Origin of the sequence: Pseudotamlana agarivorans, from assembly GCF_001642835.1 — a bacterium.
GTDB classification, from domain to species: domain Bacteria; phylum Bacteroidota; class Bacteroidia; order Flavobacteriales; family Flavobacteriaceae; genus Pseudotamlana; species Pseudotamlana agarivorans.
Genome location: NZ_LXEI01000019.1, coordinates 29,909 through 51,536, shown reverse-complemented (window position 1 = coordinate 51,536; position 21,628 = coordinate 29,909). Strand labels below are relative to the sequence as shown.

Below are 21,628 nucleotides of genomic sequence, written 5' to 3'. Positions count from 1 at the left end.
TACATTAATACTAACGCAGTTATATATTATATTTATTATTACTTATTATATTTATTATTATATACTATATGTAATATATATTAATAGAAGAAAGGTTTTATAAAAGTTAACCTGGTTAACATCTATATTTTTAAAAATCTTCAATTGAAATTATTTAAAAAATCCCTATACTACGTAGTATATATTAATACTAACGTATTGTTAGCTTCTTGTTTTCTTTTTGTTAGCTTCTTGTTAGTTATAAACCTTATCTAGTAAGGTACTTACCCGTATCTAATACGGTACTTACCCGTATTTAGTAAGGTACTTACCCGTATCTAATACGGTATCACTAAAAACACTTCAAATTCTAACTTCAAAAATCTTCAATTGAAATTATTTTCAATTTTTTTTTAATAAATATTGAACTTTTCAATATTCCATACTATTTATTATAAATAAGGTGATGTAAACATCACCACAAAGAAAATATATGAATAGTGAACGAAATAAATATAAATGATTATCAACCACTTATACACCTAATCATCAACCGTTTTGATAAACAATTTAGAAATGATTTATTCAACGAATGTTATATCAAATTATTTGAAATCAAAAATAAATTTAATCCTTCAAAAGGTACTTTTCAAACATTTGCTTTTCAGCATCTTTATTTTCATTGCAAACATTTTGTAATCAAAAATCAACTAAATAAAGAATCACTTGATGAACATATAGTTGATAGTGATGGTGAAGAAACACGTAAGATTGATTTGTTAGAATCTTCAACTGATTTAGCAAATGAAATTGAGACTAAAGATTATTTAAATCAGCATTCCAAACAGTTAACACAAATTGAAAAATTTATTCAAAAAAAATATTATGAAGATGGTGTTTCTGTAAAAAATATAATAAAGGTATATCAACCATTTCATTTGATTCAAAATGAAAAAACGATTTATAAAATTCTTAAAAAATAAATGACATTATATCAATTAGTAAATGACAAAAATAATTTAACAACAATAATAAAATTGATTCGTAATAAAGTGATTGTTGATTCAACCATTATACAACATATTGCAATTTATGACAGATTTTATTCCCTATCAGGAACTAAGGGTGAACGTTATAATATTTTATCAAAAGAAAACAATATGCACCCTAATTCGATTCAACGAATAATAACAAGACTTAATAAAAATGCAAGATGAAAATAACAGAATTACAGAATAGAATGATAGCCATTTCAGGCGTTTTAAAAGGTATTAAATTATTTAAGAATGGTGTAACATCAACCAATATTGAAAACCAAATAAAGGGTGATTTATTAAGTTATTATGATGATTTGGATGATGTGATTGTAAATATAGAAATTGAAGAATATAAGGATAACAGAACTTTTTATGAATGTGCTATTATTTCAATTGAAATGCTAGTCATTTTTGATAAAACATTTGATACCAGTAATGTTATTCAAATTAAAAAATACCTTGAAAAAACATTTATTGAAGAAATTTGAGAGTTAACAATGTGTTGATAAGAATAAAGGTAAATTGACTTATGATGGTTTAAAAAACTAGTATTTTTATACAAAATTAGAAATATGTGTGATAAAAATAAGAACGGTAATAATTCATCAAATAATAGTGGTTCAAACAATAGTTCAAATTCTAATCAAGAAAAACCAATTAATTTAGGTTATACTGAAAGAAGGGGTGCTGAAAATACTAAAGGTTTAAAAACAGGTACTAGACCTAAAAAATAGAATAACTAAAATAACTTAGTAGTCCTAATCCTATCATCATTGTTAGAATTGATGCATTGTTTAATATATGAGTAATGTTATTATAACAATTTTGGGATTTGTCATATCCATTTTGTTCATTTTTCAATTCAGTTTTATCTTTTTTATTCAAATTTTCACCCTCTAGTAATTTAAGTTCAATGATAATATATTTTTCTTCATAATTGTTTGCATAATATCCACTTAGTTGTGAGCCAAAATTTAAAAGAATAGTTAGGAGTAAAAAAAGTCCAGTACAAAACAATAGATTAGTATTTTCTATTAAAATATTCCCCGTTTTAAATTCTCTTAAAGTTTCAAATAAAACGTAAAGACCACCACCACTTATAGTTATTATAAGTAAATCCATTCTTTTTAAAGAATAATCTGATTTTTCTTTAGTACTTGTTAGATGTTCAGACCATTCTTGATATTTTATTTCATTTTTTTTCTTCATTTTTTGAACTTTTTATTATTCGATACTATTTATAAATATATAAAGATAGTATTAACCAATTTTACAAATGAATTTTAATGATTATATAAACAAAGAAACAGAAACAATAACTGGTTTTTGCCAAACCAATAAAGAAATTGAAATTGAAAAAATATATAATGAAGGTTTTTCAAAATTTGATTTTACATTCATAAGTGGTAACACAAACACCCCATTTAAAATAAATGGTATATGTGAAGTCAAGACAAGAAATGTTACTTCAGATTATTATGCTGGTGGGTGTTTAATTCAACTTGATAAGTATAAAAGTTTAATTGATATTGTTTCAAAATGCAAGAATAAGGAAAAGAACATCAATAAGGATATAAGAGCATTTTATTTGGTCAGATATACAGATAAAGATTTATTATTTGATTTAAATCATACCAAAATGGATGCAATAAAATTTGAAAATTGTCCAAAACATACAGCTTCAAATGGTAATAATACGTATGAGTTTAAGCCAGTATTTTACATAGACCCACAACAAGCTATCAACTAACATTTATCTGATTAATTAGTGACATAATTAATTTTTTTTAACCACCTCACAAGGGTGGTTTTTTTGTTTATACAACATTCGGACGTTGTAAAACGGAAAAATACCCACCATTTGGTTCATATAACAGTATATGAACAAAGCAATTATATACATAAGTGGTGTAATAGGTGAAGATACTAATCTAATCGATGTAATCAGACAGTACAAAAGTTTTGATAATCCAACGGAATGTGAAGTTAAAATTGATTCCATTGGTGGTTATGTAACTGTTGGAAAAGATATATATCAATATTTAAAGAATCTTGAAATACCAGTTACTACGGTAGCAAAAAAAGCTTATTCCATCGCTAGTTACATTTATATGGCTGGTGATACAAGGTTAATTGAAGAAAATGGTGACATAATGATTCATTTGCCGTGGAATACAGTACAAGGTGAAGCATCTACACTTGAAAAGGCTGCAAAAGAGCTTAGAGAAATCGAAAAACACTTATCAGATTTTTATAGTTCACATACTTCAATAGACACCGAAACAATCCAAAATTTATTAAAAAATGAAACATATATGAACGCTGAAGAAGCGGTTTCATTAGGATTTTCAAATGGTGTTGTTGCTGAACTAAAGGCGGTTGCAATGTTGAATAATGACAATAAAGAATTTAAAAAAATGAGTAAAACAAAACAATTCATAAAAGCATTGAATGAATTTTTCACAGATGATTCAGATGATTCAATTGTAAATCTTGAAATCGCTGATGCTAATGGTGATATAATCAATTTTCCTGAAATCGCTGAAGATGCACAACCAATTGTGGGTGATAAAGCGATTGATGAAGATGGTAAACCAATTGAAGGTGAAAGAGTTCAAACCGATGGTTCAACTTGGATTTTTGAAGCTGGTGAATTAGTGGAAATCAAAGAAGCTGAAGAAACTGAAGAAGAAGTTGAAGAAGAAACCGAAGAAGAAGTTGAAGCTGAAGCGGTTGCTGCTGAAATAAGTGAAATCAGCAAATGGGAAGTATCAGTTGTAAATGAAACTTTTGAAATCGGTGATGTGGTTGAATATAAGCCATCAAAAGAAGGTGAAGCACCAAAAGCTGTAACTGCTGGTGAATATGAATTAGCTGATGGTAGAAAAATATTAGTTGATAGTGATGGTGTAATCAGATTTATCAAAGAAGCTGAATCAACTGAACCAACTGAAGAACCAACTGAAGAACCAACTGAAGAAGTTGAAAATTCTGAAATCTTAAAAATGTTAGCGGAATTAAAAGCTGCTAATGATAATCAAGTAGAAGAAATCAAAGCATTAAAAAAACTTATTGGTAGTGAAGAAGCTACTGTTAATGCTCAATTACAAATAAACAATACAAATAATAATAAAGCTTCAAATTACTTAAGAGGCTAAAAGAGAGTTAAATATTAATTTAAAATGGCATACGATGTATCAAACTTTTCAGACTTTATTTCAAGAGAAAATAAAGCATTAACAAAGACCTTATTCACTGGTGGTGACACTGGGAAATTCGCATTATATATGGCGAATGTAAAAGGTTCAACATCTGTACCACACGTAAGTGGTGCAGCTACATTACAATCAGGTAACTGTGCAACACCTTCAGGTGATGCGGTTATCAATGAGGTTGTATTAACTGTGAAGCCTTTCACGGTATTTGAATCATTTTGTTCAGATGATTTACAAACAAAATTACCTAATACGGTATTAGCACCGGGTTCTAACAATGGTGATGATTTACCATTTGAAGAAGAAATTGTTAACACTAAAGTAGCTTCAATTGCTGAAACTTTAGAAATGACTTATTGGCAAGGTAATACTGCTAGTGGTAGTACTTACCAATTATTTGATGGTTTCATCAAATTAATTGATGCTGATTCAAATGTAATAGATGGTAATACTTCAGGTGCGACTGCAATCACAAAAGACAATGTAAAAGGTCTTGTTGAAGATATGAGAATTGCAGCACCAGCAAAAGTAAAAAGAAGTAAAGACTATGTAACCTTAGTTGGTGATGATGTATTTGATATGTACATCTCAAAAGAAAAATCTGATAATTTATATCACTACAAACCAGAACACGATAATGGTGTATATGAAATCGGTGGTGGACACGGTAAACTAATCAGAGTTTATGGTTTAGACGGTACTTCAAGAATGTTTGCATCAGTAGGTTCAAACTTCATAGTAGGTTCAGATGTAATTTCTGAAACTGAAACAATTGAAGCATTTTATGATAAAACATTAGACAAAGTAATGTTAAGAACTAAAGGTAAAGCTGGTGTTCAAATCTCTAATGCTGATGAAATTGTTGAATTCACATTAACTGTGTAATAACACAACTTCAAAATAATAAATATATGGGGTGAAGCAATTCACCCCCATATAAAAGAAAATATAAATTAAAAAATGGCTTGTAATAATAAATTAACTGATGATATACTTCAAAGTTGTGATGATGCACCTAAAAAAGGTCTAAAAGGTAGTAGTGCCGTAATTATCAACTATGATGATATTGATTTTTCAAATACAACTGCTAGTGGTGCAACTGTATCAGCTTTAACACTTGCTAGTGGTAAAACTGGTTATAAATTAGAATGGTTCAAAGAATTAGGTAGTGCTGGTGCGGTTTACGCTCCAAATAGTGAAGATATTGATGGCTTTACGGCTTCATTTGCTTCAAGATTATCAACCAATTCAACCGAAAATGCGGAACGTGCAAAAGAAATCAAAGATGGCTTATTTGTGATGGTTGTAAGAACCAAATATGCTGGTCTTGATGGTTTAGATGAATTCAAGATTTACGGATATGAAAACGGTCTAAGATTATCAGAAATGACACATAACACAAATGAAAATAGTGCTGGTTTAGTCTTCACATTAAGTACTGAAGAAGGTGCTGTTGAACAATACCCATATATGACTTTCTTAGAAAGTGATTATGCAACTAGTAAAGCTAGTTATGATGCTTTATTTGCTGAAGCATAATAAATAAGATTAACATAAACAATAATAATAATTGGCTGATAGGGTAACACCAATTCAGCCTTTATTTGATTCTTATATCAAAATGACAATACAAGAAATACTTAGTTCAAACGATTCAAAATTTTTAAAATCAAATATTAATTTATTGGTAAAGGATTATAAAGAAAAATTTCACACTAATGTTTGTTTGTCTTGTCCTAATGAAATTCAATTTATGATTAATCAGCTACGTAAATTATATAAAATGACAAATTTTCAATTAAGAAAACCCTTTGTGATTTATAAACTTCAAAAAGGTGGTTCAGAAACAATTTCAAATGATAAAATGACTGATGAATTAGCAATCAGATTTTTACAAATTAAAAATGAACGAATAGATTTATTTTCAAAATACCCTGAAAATTGGAAAGAATTAATTGGTGAAGATAATGCTGAAGAAACTGAAGAAGATGTTAAAGAAACTTCAAAAAAACCTTGTTCAACTTGTAAGGACAAAAAAATAAGTGAAGCTAAAAAAGCTTCACCAAAAAGAACCTATAAAAAAAGAGGTTCTACTAAAAAGTAAGAACCTTAAATGAAATTATATAATGAAATAAAACATAATATTTTATCGGTTAAACTTGACAAAAGAAATGATATATATACGGCTGGTAATGATAATTTATTCCCACAATTAATTGAAACATTAATTAATATATCAGTTACTTCAAAAACGTGTGTTGATAAAGTTGCTAAAGCTATTTATGGTAAATCATTTGGTGAATTAGGTAAAATCACAATTAATAAAGATGGTCAAACCCTTAATGAAGTTCTAAGAATTGCTTCAAGGGAATATGCAAAACATAATAATTTATACATAGCCGTTAGTTATAACTTATTATTTGAAATCACTTCAATTAAAGTAATACCATTCACACAAGTTAGAATAGGTAAACAAGATGATTTAGGTTATAGTGGTAAATATATTATCGCTGATTGGGAAAACAAACCTAAAGCTGAATCATTCAAAATATATAACCGTTTTAATTCCAATAAAACAGTAATTGAAAGCCAAATTGAAAATGCTGGTGGAATTAGAAATTATAAAGGTCAAATTCTTCATATACAAAAAGATTCAAATGCAATCTATTCATTAACAGACCTTAACCCAGTTTTAAATGAAGCATTATTAGAAAATAATTCACAAATATTTAGAAGTAATGGTGCTGAAAAGGGATTCCAAAATACAAAACTTGTTGTAGTACAACCTTTTTCAAATGACGATGATAGAAGAGCGTTCAGAAATAAATTAAAAGAACTTCAAGGTGCTGAAAATAGTGGTAATATTTTACTACTGGAATCATCAAATATGAGCGATGATTTGGATAAACAAATCAAGTTAGAAGATTTAACAAGTGCCTATGATGATGAATTATTCAAATATTCTGATGAACAAGCTGAAAAGAACATTTGTAAAGCATTTGGAGTGCCTTTAATGCTTGTAAATCCATCAGATAATGGAATGTTTGGTAATAGTGGTGAAATGCTTAAAGAAGCTAAAAAACAGCTATTTGAGAGCAAAGAAGAAGAACGTGATATGATTGAAGAAGTGTTTCAAAATTTGATGGGGAAATTCACTAAACCAATTGAAGCTGATTTAAAAATAATCAACCCATTTGAGCAAATAACAAGTGATAATATACCAACGGAAAATGAATAATATAATAACAGCAAATGAATTTGCAACATATCGTGATGTAGGTAAAAAAATTGATACTGATAAAATAAACGAATGTATAAAATTAGCACAATCAGTTGATTTATATGATGTATTAAATGATTTCTATTTTGATTTAATCGAAAACTTAAATAATCAAGATTATCAAGATTTATTAAGTGGTTCAACCTTTACTTGTAATGGTTCAAATTATTATCAAGAGGGTATAAAATCATTACTATCAGATTATACTTATTCAAGATATGTGTATTCAGTAAACACCAATTTAACACCATTTGGTGCGGTGACAAAGTTTTCACAAGATTCAACACCAGTAGATAGAAATCTATTGAAGGATATAAGCAAACAAACGGTTATTGATGCTTCAATTAAGTTTGAAATGATTGATAAATATCTGAAATCAAAATCTTCATTATTTCCTAGATATTCAAGCGGGAATAATCCAAATATAAATACCAATTCACAAAGATTTACTGTGATAAAATAACGAAAAGTAAAAACCTACTTAAATAATAATGAAAAACAACCTAAATGATGTACCACAAATATATGAGTTGTTGAAGTACATAGGCTATGTGATAGCAGCAATAACTTTATGGTATAAAGATACTATTGCAATAAAATTCGGTATTAAAAAAAATAATAAAGAATTAGAAAAAAATTCATTGAATAACCTTCAACAAAATATGGACTTATATCAAGAATTCGTTGATGATATAGACGAAAGATATAAAGCAAGAATTGAACGTTTACAAGCTGAATTTGAAGAAAGTTTTGGAAAACTACAAGCTGAATTAAGTGTTCTAAAAGAAGTTAATAAACAGCTAAATAATTTGATTGAAAAGCAAAAAAAGACCATTCAGAAATACGTTGAAAAATACGGTGAATTGGAATAATAACGAAAAGTAAAAGAGTATGAATTTAAATGATTGTAATAAATAATATTAACGATAAACATTTTGAAATAAATGGTGTGCAATATGCGAAAATATACCAACCATTAAAGCAAGGTGATAATGCAATTGGAATATATAATGTAAATGATACAAAGCAACAATTAATAAGTGGTACACCATATGATGAATTTATTATTGATGGTGTTACATATACCAATCAAGAAGATACGGTTGAAGCGTTATTAAATTTAGTTTTTGATTTTGTTTTACCTAGTTCTGTATCAGCCCAAATTGATGATTTACAAGATAGTATTGATTCAATTAATATTAATTCAATAAAAACCTATCAAACATTAAGTGATTTAAATGCATCAACTGGTAACACTTTAAATGATTCAGCGATAGTTGCAAATGATAGTACTGATTCAAATAATGGATATTATGGTTATAATGGTTCAAGCTGGATTAAAAACGCTGATTTATATGAAAATACCATTGATGAAAGTAATACTAGCAAAGGTGTAACTGGTAAAGCGGTTACTTTCTTTGAAGATACAATAATTAATAAAGGAAATGAAAATAGTGGTAATGGTGTAGATGTAAAAGCAGATGCGACTTGGATTGATGGTATATTACGCGATGATGGAAGTATCACTAATCTAGGTGGCGGATTTTCATTTTATACAGATGAATTTTATGAGGTTGTGCCATCCGTAACACGTTTAAAGTTTAGAGGTTTTGGCTCATTCGTAACTGAACCTGTTATATATGGATATTCTAAAGATAAATCGGTTCACGCTCCATTAATGGTAAGTGTTAATGATAATAATTATGTTTTAACATACAATGAAATTGTACCTGACTGGGTTTACTTTGTGAGATTTGCAACTAAAACCCCTAGTAGTTGTGACTTTATAGAAATTCAATCAAACGATGACTACAATAAAAGTTTATTTATTAGTTCTGAAAGACGAATTAACAGAGAGAATTATTTTGATTTAGGAAAACAAAAAGAACATTTTAGAACAGATGGTTCAACACCAATTGGTACTTATTTAGGTACTGGGTTTTTACCAGCAAAAGCGGGTGATAAAATTAGTTATAAAGGTTATGGAGTTTCTGTTGTGGGGTGTATTGGTCTATTCGATGAAAACAAAACTTATATAAAAACTCTTTTAGCATCTTCAGAAAAGGATACTATTTACAATTTAGAAATTGATAAAAATGATACTGATGTAGCTTTCATCGTAGCTAGTCATCATATTAATGGTGACCCAACTGACCCATTTTTAATTATAGAATCAAGTATTACCATAGATGAAGAAATTGATAAATTAAAAAGAGATACTTTTTATACTAGATTTAGAGACTATTATAATGATTCTGAAATAGTTCCTTTTAACGGAAATTCAGTAGTAACAGAAGAAAATGGTGATACAATACTTTCACTAAATACAGATTCTGTTGGTGCTTTTGCATTTCTGCCTTTAACACCAAAACAAAATACTTTCTCCAATTTCTTAACAACAGTGGAAATTGAATTAACAGAATTAACTGGAGGCTCTACAGATGTTTTAGTAGAAACAAATGGACCTCAAATTGATAACGATGATTTAGACCACTTATTTACAACGGTTGGTGAGAAATACACCTTTATTTTATTTCAAGGTATTTATTCGACTGCGGGGATTAGATGGTTTGATTCTGGGGCTAAGTTTAAAGTAGTTAGCAGTCATTCTTGTTGGGTAGAGAACACCTTTTTTAATAAATTTTCATTAGAAGAATTCTATGATTTAGTTCAGAAAATTGACTTTACTGATAGGTATTTTAATATTTCTGATTATGCGCTTAACGCTAAAACTTCTGAAAGACTTACCAGTCTATTGCTACAAAATAATAGAATAGTATGTTTTGGTGACTCAATCACAAATGGTGACGGTTCTCACGGTAAAGATTATATAGATTATGTGAGTGATTATTTCGGTATGTCCTATACAAACTTAGGTGTTTGGGGTTCACAACCAGTAAATAATCTTAATGATGCAAATCTTGCTAATATACCATCGGATGCTACAGTAATAACAATTGCAGGTGGTACAAATCAAAGTATTTCGTTGCCTTATGGAGATGTAACAAGTAGGGATAGAAGCACGCCACAAGGTATATTAAACTATGCTATTGATTATATAGAAACAAATCATCCCGCAGCTATAATAATTCTAGTGACACCACCTCATAGAACTGTTAATGCTATTAGAAATGTTGGATGGGGTGAAGTATATAGAGATGTAGCCGAATATAGAAATTTATTAGTTGCTGATATTCAAGAAAAAATAAATTGGACAACAAATAATATTGGTGATTTTTTATATGATTATACGCATCCTTCTGATTATGGTGCTAAAAGATTTGCTGGTATTGTAGTAGGTACTTTGAGAAACCTAATAGTTTAAAAAAAAGAATAATTGAAAATTAAATTAAGATGATTGAAAACAACAAAAACTGGTATAAAACTAATTCACAAATATGAATCCTTCAGAAATCACCCTTATTTATGCCCTTCAGGGATTCCAACAATAGGATGGGGTAATACCTATTATGAAGATGGTTCAAAAGTTACCTTAAACGATGAACCAATCACACGTAAAAGAGGTGATGAACTATTTGAAAATATTATCAAAACTTTTGAAGATAAAGTAAATGAATATGTAACAAGTGATATAAATGAAAATCAATTTTCATCACTTGTTTCATTTACTTATAACGTTGGTGTATATAACTTTAAAAGAAGCACACTATTAAAAAAAATCAATAATAACCCAAATGATTTTGATGCTATTGAATACCAATTCAAAAGATGGAATAAAGGAACGGTAAATAATAAAAAAGTGGTGCTAAAAGGGTTAACCAAAAGAAGGAATGAAGAATTTTTTCTTTACAGTACACCAACAAAATAACGGAATGTTTAACCAATAAATTAATGAGTGAAAAAAAGTTAAGATACAGTAAAAATGAAAAAGTTAAGGTTTGGATGATGAAGATGAAAGAAGTACTTCAAGACGAAAATACAACCTTACTAAGTGATACTGATTTATTCTATTTAGTGAATGATTTGGTTGGTAAAAAACACAAAATATCAATGTCATATTTTGAATTTCTAAAGTCACCAAATCAAAATAATTCAAGGTCAATTTCATCACTTCAATATTTGACCGATGAAGAAAAAGAAGATTTTTTAAATGCATTAAATGTTGGACGTGTTAAGCAAAAAATGAACTTAACAGCAAAAGCATTCGATGATGACAAGAAAAACGCATACCCTTATTTGTGGGCTTTAGAGAGAAAAAACACCCATCTTCAACTTAAACAAAATCATTTAACCCTTGGAAGTGGTAACATCACACTTCAAATTGAAGGTGGTGATAAAAAATTAATCGATATGGTAGATATTGATTTTGATGAAGTAAAAGAAGAAAACTTATTAATAACGAAAAAAGATAATAATGATGAGATAGAGTGAAATTAACCACAGCCTTTAAAAAGATTACAAAAATAAAAGCAAGAACTAGAATAATTCAAGGTGCTGGTGGTTCAAGTAAAACTTATTCAATTCTTCAATACCTTATTATTTTATGTACCAAATCAAAAACCCCTTTAACAATATCAATTGTAAGTGAATCATTTCCACATTTAAGAAGGGGTGCTGCAAAAGATTTAATTGATATACTAATTGCAAATAATCTTTATGATGAAAAACACCATAACAAGACCAATAACAGCTATAAATTAAACGGTTGTACAATTGAATGGTTTGGTGTTGAAGATGGTGGTAAACTTAGGGGTGCAAGAAGGGATGTTTTATTTGTAAATGAAGCAAATAATATAAATCGTGAAGCCTTCACACAACTTTCAATAAGAACCAAACAGTTCATTTTTCTTGATTACAATCCATCACATTTATCTTGGATAAGGGAATATATAAAGGATGATAAATCCAACTTTGTTAAACTCACATATAAAGACAATGAATATTTATCAAAGAATGTAATTCAAGAATATAAAGAAGCTATTAAAAAAGCTGAAAATGGTTCAAGTTATTGGAAAAACTTTGTAGCTGTATATGTTTATGGTGAAGAAGGTCAAGTTGATGGAACTATATATAATTATCAATTAATTGATGATATACCAGCCGATTGTAAATATATAGGTGCTGGTTTAGATTTTGGTTTTAACGACCCGAACGCATTAGTAAAAATCTATCAAAGAGGTATAAATGATTTAATTCTTGATGAATCACTTTACAAAAGTGGATTGTTAAATAATCAAATTGTGAATCATATAAAAAGTGATTCAGAATTAACACAAAATATAATTGTTTGCGATTCAGCAAGACCTGAAATTATTGCTGAATTAAGAAATAACAGCATACCAGCAAAAGCTGTTAAAAAAGGTGCTGGTTCAATTTTAGATGGTATTTCAATCGTTCAGGAATATAACCTATTTGTAACTAAAAGAAGTGAGAATTTAATATCTGAATTAAACAATTATACGTGGGAAAAAGATAATAATGGTGAAAAATTAAATACACCAATTGATAAGCATAATCACTTATTAGATGCAGTAAGATATTTTGCAATGGATAGATTATCTACAAGAAATAATAATTACAACACATTAAGATGGTTAAGCTAAATGAATACAATTACAAATTACATTCTTGAAGATTTCCTTCAGCAAGATGACCAACTAATTAAAGAATATGTTGAAATATTAGTTCACTTAACACCAATTGAAACTAATATAAAATTAACTGATTTAACCCTTAGAGAGGTTGAAACAATTAAGAAAACAATAAGTGATGAAAATGAATTCATCAATATTATTTCAATGGTACAAGGTATAAGTGAAGAAGAAGTACTTCAACTAGAAATAATTGAATTTTTTCCATTACTAAAAGACGTTCAAAATCAATTAATATCATTAGTGAATAAAGAAATGAATCATTTAAAACCAAAATATAGTGATTCAAGATTTGAAATTTTAGATGGTAGTAAAAGATTAGAAAAATTTGGTGTTTACAATGTGGTTAATTCATTAGCCAATGGTGATATATTAAAGTTTGATTCAATATTAGATTTAAAATATAGTGTTGTTTTTGTCAAATTATATCTTGATAAAGAGATTCAAGATTTGCAACACGAAATAAATAAAATGAAGCCGATTAATAACTAAAATAAAATGTATGAAATTTTTAAGAATATAAGTATTGTAAATGACTGGATTTTCCAATATGCAAGACAAGACTTTCAAAACCTATATGATTCAGATGAATTAACAAAGGTTCATTTATTGGTTGACCCCATTAAAATCTTAACCAATTTTGATGATTATGGTGGTGCTGAAAGTACTGATTATTCAGGTTCATTTATGTTGGTTAAATCATCAGATATTGATGAAGATTATGATACACATTATCAAAATTATATTAAACCAATCATAAATGATTCAACCGATATTATCAAAAATTATGTGAAATGTGAAACAAATTTCACCCTTGTTAGTTGGTCAACAATTGAAATAATAAATGCACTCGATTATAATTTTTCGGGGGTTATAGTTAATTATACCATAAGTGATAATGAGTAATGAAGCTAAATCAAATAATGATATAATTAAAGAAGAAATGGAAGCCATTATAAGTGATATAATAAAGGTTTATAACGCTAGTGGTAAAAGAGTTTCAGGTGAATTTGAACAAGGCTTAGAAGCCGTTTATGGTACTAATAAAGGTACTTTATATGGTTATACATATTTGGCTGGTAGACGTGCTGGTAAGATGCCACCAGTTGAATCAATTAAACAATGGATTGAAGCAAGAGGAATAACACCTTATAGTGAAAAAATGAGTGTTACAAGTCTAGCGTGGGCAATAGCAAAAAAAATTGCTAGTAAAGGAACTAATTCAAATAATCATTTAAAGATTTATGAAGAAGTAATTACACCACAAAGAATAAATGAAATAATTAATAGAGTATCACAATTCAATGTAAATCAATTTGTTAACGAATTGGAAGCTTCATTAATCATATTAGAAAAAAATAAATAAGAAATGGCTATTATATTTTCAAAAGAAATAACTGATTTATACCCAGCATATAATGATTCATATATAAATTTTAAATCATCGCAATTTGATGATATAAAATATACAGAAATCACAACACCAATGTTTTCAAAACCTTTTAGAATTTATCCTGATTTAAACGGTGATTTTCAATTCAATTTAAAAGAAATCGCAAAGGTGCATATTAATGAAAATGGTTTTGAAGATAATCATCAATTACCAATAGGATTTTTTGAAATATTGGATGATAGAATATTGAATTTGGAATTAGATTTTTATATGTCAAATACTTTTGATTTTGAAGATGATTTTCCAAATGAAGAAGATTTAACAAAATCATTCACATTTTTCAAAAGCGTTAAACAAGTTGATGAAGTTGTATTTAATAATAATCAACAAATTTTATCAAAATCAAAAAATGGTATTGATTATACATTAACACATTTTGAAGGTTTTCCGTTCTTTTTTGAATTACAAAAAGTGAATGAAGATGATGAAATTAAAATAATTAATGTGCAAACTGGTGATGATGCAACATTCACAGCTTCAACTTCAGGAACTTCAAGAATTTGGATTGATAAAGGGAATGAAAACACAACCACAACGGGCTTGCTACCTTTAACCGATACGGTAAATAGATTAAATATTTATAACAATGGTAGCTTTAAAACTAATTTGAATTTAAAGAAAGTACCTTCAAAATGTGGTGTTTATTTGAAATGGTATAATGATGATGGTGGGTATAATTTTTATCTGTTTGATAAATTTTATAGGTCATCAACTAGTTCAAAAAGTATTGCTGAAGCAACAAGAAATGAATTCAAAAATTTAGATGAATCACCAAATTCATTTTCATATTCAATCGGTAAAGAAGTAACCAAAGATTTGAGAGTAAAAACGAATGTAAGTAATGATGAATTATTTTATTTAAAATCAATACTTAGTTCACCATCAATACAATTATATACAAGTGAAACACCATTTGTTAACGGTAAATGGATAACCGTAAATGTTGATGGTTCAATTGATGAAAAAAAGAAGAAAAACATCAATGAAATTATAATAAATATTGAACTACCAATTCAATATACGATGAATTACTAATATGAATGATACAAGAAGAATTATTAATTGAAGATAAAAGAGTTGATTTATATAGTGATGGTAAAATAAATAGAACTTTAACCCTTAATTCTTTAGGTAGTATTACAGCAAAACAATCAAGTTATAGTAATACAATTAAGCTACCAAAGACAGCAAATAACATCAAAATATTTGATGGTTTAGGTATTGTTGGAAATACTTCAAGAATGCCTTATAATCGTTTAAAATGTAGTTATTTATATAATTCAATACCTATTTTTTCAAATGGCTATTGCATTATAGATAAAGTAACTGATAAAGAATTTGAAATTAGTATATATAATGGAATTATTGAACTAAGTGAGCAAATCAAATCAAGTACTATTAATGACCTAAATAAATCAAGTTTAACCCATAATCTAAATATAAGTAACTACCAATTATATGTGAATGGTAATCATTCGATTTATGAAGATGATTATAATTTCACTTATTCAAGAAATCTTGATTTTTTAGAACGTGAAGATGATGATTTTAGTTTTGATTATAATAATAGCTATTCTTTAAATGAAACATACCCATTAATCAAAACGGAATTTATTTTTAATTCCATTTTTGAAGAAGCTGGTTTTCAAATTCAAGGTGATTTATTCACAGATACTAAATTATATAGTGAGTTCAAAAATGAATATATCACATTAAAAGAAGGTTATGTTATACCAACACCACAACCAATTACATTATCAGTTGTAAATGAGAATACAAATAGTATAATAGTTGATTATACTGGTGATACACAATTCACTTCAATTGATGATTTCGTAGGTTTAAATCCATCTTCTTCAAATTCAGAATTAACATTCATTGATACTGGTGTTACAGTTGAATATGATGGTTTTTTAAATATGACCATTACACCACATTATAACATTAATTTGGGTGAATTTTTAGATATACGTTATACTAATGATAGAATAGGTCAGGCAGTACATTATTTTAGATTAAATGATAATTCGTATGATGATGAACCATTCAATTTAATTATTGATGTTAAATCAGGTGATACCATCAATTTTGATATTTATTCTTCAAATGAAGAAGTTAATGGTGATGGAAGGATAGATTATAGTATTTATTTAGAAATCACATTTTCAGCCCAAAGTGAAACATTTTATACAGTTTCGGGTGATACCTTAAATTTAGGTGATATTAAACAAACTGATTTTGTTAAAGACGTTTTAAACAGATATGGTTTAATTCTTAACAAGAAACGAAACACTAATATTTTTGAGGTTAAAAACATTGATAATCTTTTAAATGATAAAAGTGATGCAATTGATTATACAAGTAAATTAATTTCAATTGAAGAAGAATCATTTACACATACGTATGCACAACAAAATTATTTTAAGTATAAATATTCAGATTCAAGTGATGCTTATTATGATGATTTTTTCACACTTGATAATAAATTAGGAGCTTCACAAACAACGGTATTCACTTCAGAATTTGAAGTATTTCCGAGAAGGTCAAGTAAAAAGATTCATTATTATAATCCATTATTAACTAAAGAAGAAGATGAATTTGATGCTAATAATTTTATTTATGAAGCATCTGAATCAAATCAAAAATTAGTAAAGTTAACTAAAAGTGATACACCTGAAGAATACTTTATTTACTTCAATGATTTAGTATCTGTAAGGATTAACGAATACACTAATATAAGTTCATTACCAATTCCATTTTCACAAGTTTTTGATGATTACTATTCAGATTTTATAAATGCGTTGGAATCATATAAAGCGGTTAAATGTAAGTTAGAATTGAATTTATTTGATATTCACGAATTTGATTTTTTCCAACTGATTTATTTAAAACAAACTGGAAAATATTACTACGTAAATAAATTAAAATATAATGTTGCTTCACCAATTGCTGAAGCTGAAATGGTAGAAATACCTTACTAATAATGGTTAACACAGATTAACCACAATACCAAATATATTATGACTAATGCCACAACAAATAGCAATTGCGGAATTAAACATTGACAATAAAAAATTATTATCATCACTTCAATCAACTAAAAAAAGTATTGAAGATTTAACTGCAACACAAAAAGAACTTAAAAATGCTGGTGAAACTACCAGCAAAACTTTTATACAAAATGAAGCTGATTTAAAAAGCTTAAAACAAGAATATAATTCACAAGTAAAAGTACTTCAAGCTACAACTGGTGCAAATCAAAAACTTAATGATGCACTTAGTAAAGAAATCAAAACAGTTGATGAAGCAAAAGCAAATAATGCTGAATTGGTTAAAGTACGTAATCAATTAAATGCTTCAACTGATGAAGGTGCAAAAGCCATCGAAACCATCAATAAAAAGATGGATGAAAACAATGGTAAAATAAATGAAAATTCATCTTCACTTGAAAAACAAAAACAAAATATTGGTAACTATCCTGAAGCACTTGATAAAGTAACTGGTGGTTTAGGTGGTGTTGTTGCTGGTTTTAAATCAATGACTAAAGCATCATTATCTTTTATTGCAACACCAATAGGTGCATTATTAGCGGTGTTGGTTGGTGCATTCGCATTGGTTAAAAATGCGATGGATAGAAGCGAAGATTCAACCAATAAAATTAAAAAAGCTTTTAGTGCATTTCAAGGTATCACAAATACATTATTAAAAATACTTGAACCATTAGGTGAATTTCTAATTGATGGACTTGTAAAGGGGTTTGAATTGGCTGAAAAAGCTATTTATGCTGGTTTATCAACTATTGCATCAGGACTTGATTTATTAGGGTTTGATAAGCAAGCCAATGCAATTAAAAACTTTAATAAAGAAGTTCAACAAGGTGCTAAAGATGCAAAAGCATTGGCTGATGCTGAAGCACAATTAACCAAAGCACAAAGAGAAGCACAAAAGATTCAATTGGAATATCAAAGAGATGCTGAAAAACTTAGACAAATTCGTGATGATGAATCAAAATCAATGGCTGAAAGAATTAAAGCCAATGATGAATTAGGTAAGGTTTTAAAAAATCAATTATCTGATGAATTATCAATTGCACAATTAGCACTTCAAGTTGCCAATGAAAGAATAAAAGCCGAAGGTTCAACAAAAACAGCATTGGATGAACAAGCTGAAGCTTTAACAAATATTGCTGATATACAAGAACGTATAACTGGACAAGAATCAGAACAATTGGTGAATCTAAATTCATTAAGAAAAGAAGCAAGTGAAAAAGCTATTGCTTTAATGAATGATGAATTAGAAAAATATATTGAATCACAAGGTGTAAGAGCAAAAACCCTTGAAGAACAATTAGCAATAGATGAACAAGTAGCACAAAAAAGGGTTGCCATACTTCAAAAAGAATTAGCAACTAAAAGTATATCACAAGCAAAATTTGATGCTGAATATTTAAAAATTCAAAATGAATTAGCTGATGCTAAAGCAAATGCTGCGGTTACAAATGCACAAATTGAATTAGATAATTATATAAGAAATAATTATTCAAAATTAGATAATGATAAATTCTTTAGTGAAGAATCTTTAAAAGTTGAACAAGAACGTTTAGATGCATTAGCACAAAAACAAAGGGATTTTGCTAAACTTCAATTTGAAGAAGGTGTTATAAATAAAACTGAATATGATAATGCCATTGCAATAATTGATGATGATAATTATAAAGCAAAAGAAGAAGTACAAAAGGCAAGAAAAGAAGCCCAAATTGAAGCTGAAGCCATTGATTATGAAAATCAATTAGCAATAAATGAAGAACGTTTTACAAATGAATTTGATTTAGCTGCTGAAAGATTAGAACAACAAAGACTTCAAGAAGTTGCAAACGCTGAACAAAGTGGTGCTGATATTTCATTAATAAATGAAAAGTATGCTAATTATCAAGAACAATTAGAAAAGGATAAACAAAATTCAAAATTAGCTGCTGCTGGTACTGTATTTAATGGTATTTCTGATTTATTAGGTAAAGAATCGGCTGCTGGTAAAGCTGCTGCGGTTGCTGCTGCTGCGATTAATACAGCTCAAGGTGTTACTAAAGCATTGGCTGATGGTGGTCTTATTGGTATTGCTACTGGTGCATTAGTGGGTGCGGTTGGTGCTGTAAACATAGCTAAAATAGTTTCAACTAAACCACCAAAAAGAGAAAGTGCAAATCTTAAAAAAGCTGAAAGAGGTATGTTATTAAGAGGTGCAAGACATTCACAAGGGGGTATTCCAATTGAAGCTGAAGATGGTGAAGCAATTATTAATAGAAGAAGTACTTCAATGTTTTTACCATTATTATCTGAATTAAATCAAGCTGGTGGTGGTGTACCATTAATGGCAAACGGTGGTATTGCTGGAAGGGTTAATATTCCAAATAATAATTTAATTAATACCGATGATTTAGCAACAAAAATAGCTATTGCAAATCAATCATTACCAGCACCAATTGTTTCAGTTGAAGAAATATCAACCGTAAATAATAGAGTAAACGTGATTGAAACTAATTCAATATTTTAAAATATACTGATAATGAGGTGTTTATGATTTTAAATTAGTATCTTTAGTAACTCCCATAAGAAATAATTAATGAAAAATATTTATTAATTAATTCTTTACAGTTATGAAATCATTTAAGGTTTATTCGTTTTTGTTATGTTTTTTATTGTTTTTAAATTCCAAAGCACAAGTTTCTTTGGAATATACTGTACATATTCAATCTGATGGGGATAAACAAGGGTGGGTTAGTAGTGGTATGCTTGCTGGTAAAAGTAAGAAAGTTAAAAAAGCTATCGGAAATGTAAGTGAAGGTGAAGGTGTTGTTCAAGAATTTTGGGTTGAAGATGGTGATACCAAGCGAATTGAGGGAATAAAAATTCGACTTAAAAATGCACCGAAAGGGGCGTATATTGAGTATAGGGCACATTCAGAAAGTAAAGGTTGGATGCCTTGGGTACGTGATGGTCAATTAGCAGGTACTGAAGGTGAAGGTAAAAGAATGGAAGCTATTCAAATAAGATTAGGAAATTTACCCAATTACAAAGTTATTTATAAAGTAAAGTTTGAATGTACTAAAGCTAAATGTATTGCAGAACAACCGTTTAATGATGGTGAATCACCAACAGAATGGTCTAACTGGATGAATGAAGGTGATGTTGCTGGTACTGTAGGTGAAAGAAGAAGACTTTCACATATAATTATTAAGCTGGTTTCTAAATAATTAAATAACTATATTTCAGTTGCTTATATAACCCCCTCATTATAAACTATAACAAACGTCGCCCTCGTTGGAGGAGGCAGTTACCCACAACCTGGAGAAATTTCATTATCGCATAACGGGGTTTTGTTTTTGGATGAGCTTCCTGAATTTAAACGTGAAGTTTTAGAAGTGATGCGTCAACCGTTGGAAGACAGGGAAGTCACCATTTCTAGAGCGAAATTTACGGTTACGTATCCTTCGTCGTTTATGCTAGTTGCCAGTATGAACCCAAGTCCGGGAGGTTATTTTAACGACCCCAATGCACCAGTAACTTCGAGTCCTGCCGAAATGCAGCGGTATTTAAGTAAGGTTTCAGGACCTTTATTAGATCGCATAGATATTCATATTGAAGTAACGCCAGTACCTTTTGAAAAGCTTTCTGATGAACGCAAGAGTGAAACGTCAGTAGAGATTAGAAAACGAGTAACTGAGGCTAGAGTGATTCAGACTCAGCGCTTTTCCGAATCTGAAACGGTGCATTATAATGCCCAAATGAATAGCAAACAAATTAGGAATTATTGTGGATTAGATGTGGCTTCAAAGGAGTTGCTAAAAACGGCCATGGACCGATTAAACCTTTCCGCACGAGCCTACGATCGTATTTTAAAAGTATCCAGAACTATTGCCGATTTAGATGGTTCAGATAGTATTAATGGCACCCATATTAGTGAGGCGATTCAATATAGAAGTTTGGATCGCGAAGGATGGTTGGGCTAATAAAAAAAGCGACTGCCTAACAGTGAATATAACTTCAGCTGTTAGG

At 28.6% G+C, this 21,628-nt stretch carries 23 protein-coding genes and 1 pseudogene; 23 read left to right on the top strand and 1 reads right to left on the bottom strand.

Annotated features, from left to right (window positions below; translation table 11 throughout):
• Positions 1-479 precede the first annotated feature (479 nt).
• The 3 genes from A6I66_RS14735 to A6I66_RS16680 all read left to right on the top strand — a co-directional run bounded on the left by A6I66_RS14735 (position 480) and on the right by A6I66_RS16680 (position 1,750).
• Positions 480-962 (top strand): sigma-70 family RNA polymerase sigma factor, encoded by a 483-nt coding sequence (locus A6I66_RS14735; RefSeq protein WP_067151077.1) that lies wholly within the window; start codon positions 480-482, stop codon positions 960-962.
• 230 nt (positions 963-1,192) lie between these two features.
• The gene (locus A6I66_RS14725; RefSeq protein ID WP_067151071.1) at positions 1,193-1,504 is read left to right on the top strand and encodes a hypothetical protein; all 312 of its coding nucleotides are present in this window, start codon (positions 1,193-1,195) and stop codon (positions 1,502-1,504) included.
• An 84-nt stretch (positions 1,505-1,588) separates the two neighbouring features.
• Positions 1,589-1,750, top strand: a complete 162-nt coding sequence (locus A6I66_RS16680; RefSeq protein ID WP_157614230.1) for a hypothetical protein — start codon at positions 1,589-1,591, stop codon at positions 1,748-1,750.
• Here A6I66_RS16680 and A6I66_RS14720 read toward each other — a convergent pair.
• A complete protein-coding gene (locus A6I66_RS14720; protein WP_067151068.1) occupies positions 1,740-2,225 on the bottom strand; it encodes a hypothetical protein in 486 nt (161 codons plus the stop codon). The two genes, A6I66_RS16680 and A6I66_RS14720, sit on opposite strands and share 11 nt — an antisense overlap.
• A gap of 67 nt (positions 2,226-2,292) precedes the next feature.
• Here A6I66_RS14720 and A6I66_RS14715 point away from each other — a divergent pair, with 67 nt between their 5' ends.
• The 20 genes and pseudogenes from A6I66_RS14715 to A6I66_RS14620 all read left to right on the top strand — a co-directional run.
• The gene (locus tag A6I66_RS14715) at positions 2,293-2,766 is read left to right on the top strand and encodes a hypothetical protein (protein WP_067151064.1); all 474 of its coding nucleotides are present in this window, start codon (positions 2,293-2,295) and stop codon (positions 2,764-2,766) included.
• Positions 2,767-2,896: 130 nt separating this feature from the next.
• Positions 2,897-4,174, top strand: a complete 1,278-nt coding sequence (locus tag A6I66_RS14710) for a Clp protease ClpP (protein ID WP_067151061.1) — start codon at positions 2,897-2,899, stop codon at positions 4,172-4,174.
• Between the two features lie 24 nt (positions 4,175-4,198).
• On the top strand, positions 4,199-5,116 hold the full coding sequence (locus tag A6I66_RS14705) for a hypothetical protein (RefSeq protein ID WP_067151059.1): 918 nt from the start codon (positions 4,199-4,201) through the stop codon (positions 5,114-5,116).
• A gap of 75 nt (positions 5,117-5,191) precedes the next feature.
• Positions 5,192-5,770, top strand: coding sequence for a hypothetical protein (locus A6I66_RS14700; protein WP_067151056.1), 579 nt, complete (start codon positions 5,192-5,194; stop codon positions 5,768-5,770).
• A gap of 31 nt (positions 5,771-5,801) precedes the next feature.
• A complete protein-coding gene (locus A6I66_RS14695; protein ID WP_157614228.1) occupies positions 5,802-6,335 on the top strand; it encodes a hypothetical protein in 534 nt (177 codons plus the stop codon).
• A 9-nt stretch (positions 6,336-6,344) separates the two neighbouring features.
• Positions 6,345-7,469 carry a phage portal family protein gene (locus A6I66_RS14690; RefSeq protein WP_067151050.1) on the top strand — a complete coding sequence of 375 codons (1,125 nt, stop codon included), beginning with the start codon at positions 6,345-6,347 and terminating at the stop codon, positions 7,467-7,469.
• Complete coding sequence (locus A6I66_RS14685; RefSeq protein ID WP_067151048.1) at positions 7,462-7,974, top strand: DUF6712 family protein; 513 nt, start codon at positions 7,462-7,464, stop codon at positions 7,972-7,974. The genes A6I66_RS14690 and A6I66_RS14685 overlap by 8 nt, the downstream gene beginning before the upstream one ends.
• Positions 7,975-8,002: 28 nt before the next feature.
• Positions 8,003-8,383 carry a hypothetical protein gene (locus tag A6I66_RS14680; protein WP_067151045.1) on the top strand — a complete coding sequence of 127 codons (381 nt, stop codon included), beginning with the start codon at positions 8,003-8,005 and terminating at the stop codon, positions 8,381-8,383.
• Positions 8,384-8,412: 29 nt separating this feature from the next.
• Positions 8,413-10,836: an SGNH/GDSL hydrolase family protein gene (locus tag A6I66_RS14675; RefSeq protein WP_067151042.1), complete on the top strand. Its 2,424-nt coding sequence runs from the start codon at positions 8,413-8,415 to the stop codon at positions 10,834-10,836.
• Positions 10,837-10,869: 33 nt separating this feature from the next.
• On the top strand, positions 10,870-11,340 hold the full coding sequence (locus A6I66_RS14670) for a lysozyme (RefSeq protein ID WP_067151039.1): 471 nt from the start codon (positions 10,870-10,872) through the stop codon (positions 11,338-11,340).
• Between the two features lie 23 nt (positions 11,341-11,363).
• The gene (locus A6I66_RS14665; protein ID WP_067151036.1) at positions 11,364-11,903 is read left to right on the top strand and encodes a hypothetical protein; all 540 of its coding nucleotides are present in this window, start codon (positions 11,364-11,366) and stop codon (positions 11,901-11,903) included.
• Positions 11,900-13,075: a PBSX family phage terminase large subunit gene (locus tag A6I66_RS14660; protein WP_067151033.1), complete on the top strand. Its 1,176-nt coding sequence runs from the start codon at positions 11,900-11,902 to the stop codon at positions 13,073-13,075. The genes A6I66_RS14665 and A6I66_RS14660 overlap by 4 nt, the downstream gene beginning before the upstream one ends.
• A complete protein-coding gene (locus tag A6I66_RS14655) occupies positions 13,076-13,615 on the top strand; it encodes a hypothetical protein (RefSeq protein ID WP_067151030.1) in 540 nt (179 codons plus the stop codon).
• A gap of 6 nt (positions 13,616-13,621) precedes the next feature.
• Entirely contained in the window at positions 13,622-14,029 is a 408-nt protein-coding gene (locus A6I66_RS14650) for a hypothetical protein (RefSeq protein ID WP_067151027.1), read from the top strand.
• Positions 14,022-14,489 carry a hypothetical protein gene (locus A6I66_RS14645; protein WP_067151023.1) on the top strand — a complete coding sequence of 156 codons (468 nt, stop codon included), beginning with the start codon at positions 14,022-14,024 and terminating at the stop codon, positions 14,487-14,489. The genes A6I66_RS14650 and A6I66_RS14645 overlap by 8 nt, the downstream gene beginning before the upstream one ends.
• Positions 14,490-14,492: 3 nt before the next feature.
• Positions 14,493-15,611: a hypothetical protein gene (locus A6I66_RS14640; RefSeq protein ID WP_067151020.1), complete on the top strand. Its 1,119-nt coding sequence runs from the start codon at positions 14,493-14,495 to the stop codon at positions 15,609-15,611.
• A 5-nt stretch (positions 15,612-15,616) separates the two neighbouring features.
• On the top strand, positions 15,617-17,557 hold the full coding sequence (locus tag A6I66_RS14635; protein WP_067151017.1) for a hypothetical protein: 1,941 nt from the start codon (positions 15,617-15,619) through the stop codon (positions 17,555-17,557).
• Between the two features lie 46 nt (positions 17,558-17,603).
• Positions 17,604-20,126: a coiled-coil domain-containing protein gene (locus tag A6I66_RS14630; protein WP_067151014.1), complete on the top strand. Its 2,523-nt coding sequence runs from the start codon at positions 17,604-17,606 to the stop codon at positions 20,124-20,126.
• A gap of 103 nt (positions 20,127-20,229) precedes the next feature.
• Positions 20,230-20,826 (top strand): hypothetical protein, encoded by a 597-nt coding sequence (locus A6I66_RS14625; protein ID WP_067151011.1) that lies wholly within the window; start codon positions 20,230-20,232, stop codon positions 20,824-20,826.
• 45 nt (positions 20,827-20,871) lie between these two features.
• Positions 20,872-21,582 (top strand): annotated as a pseudogene (locus tag A6I66_RS14620) (YifB family Mg chelatase-like AAA ATPase); the annotation flags it as partial.
• Between the last annotated feature and the right edge of the window lie 46 nt (positions 21,583-21,628).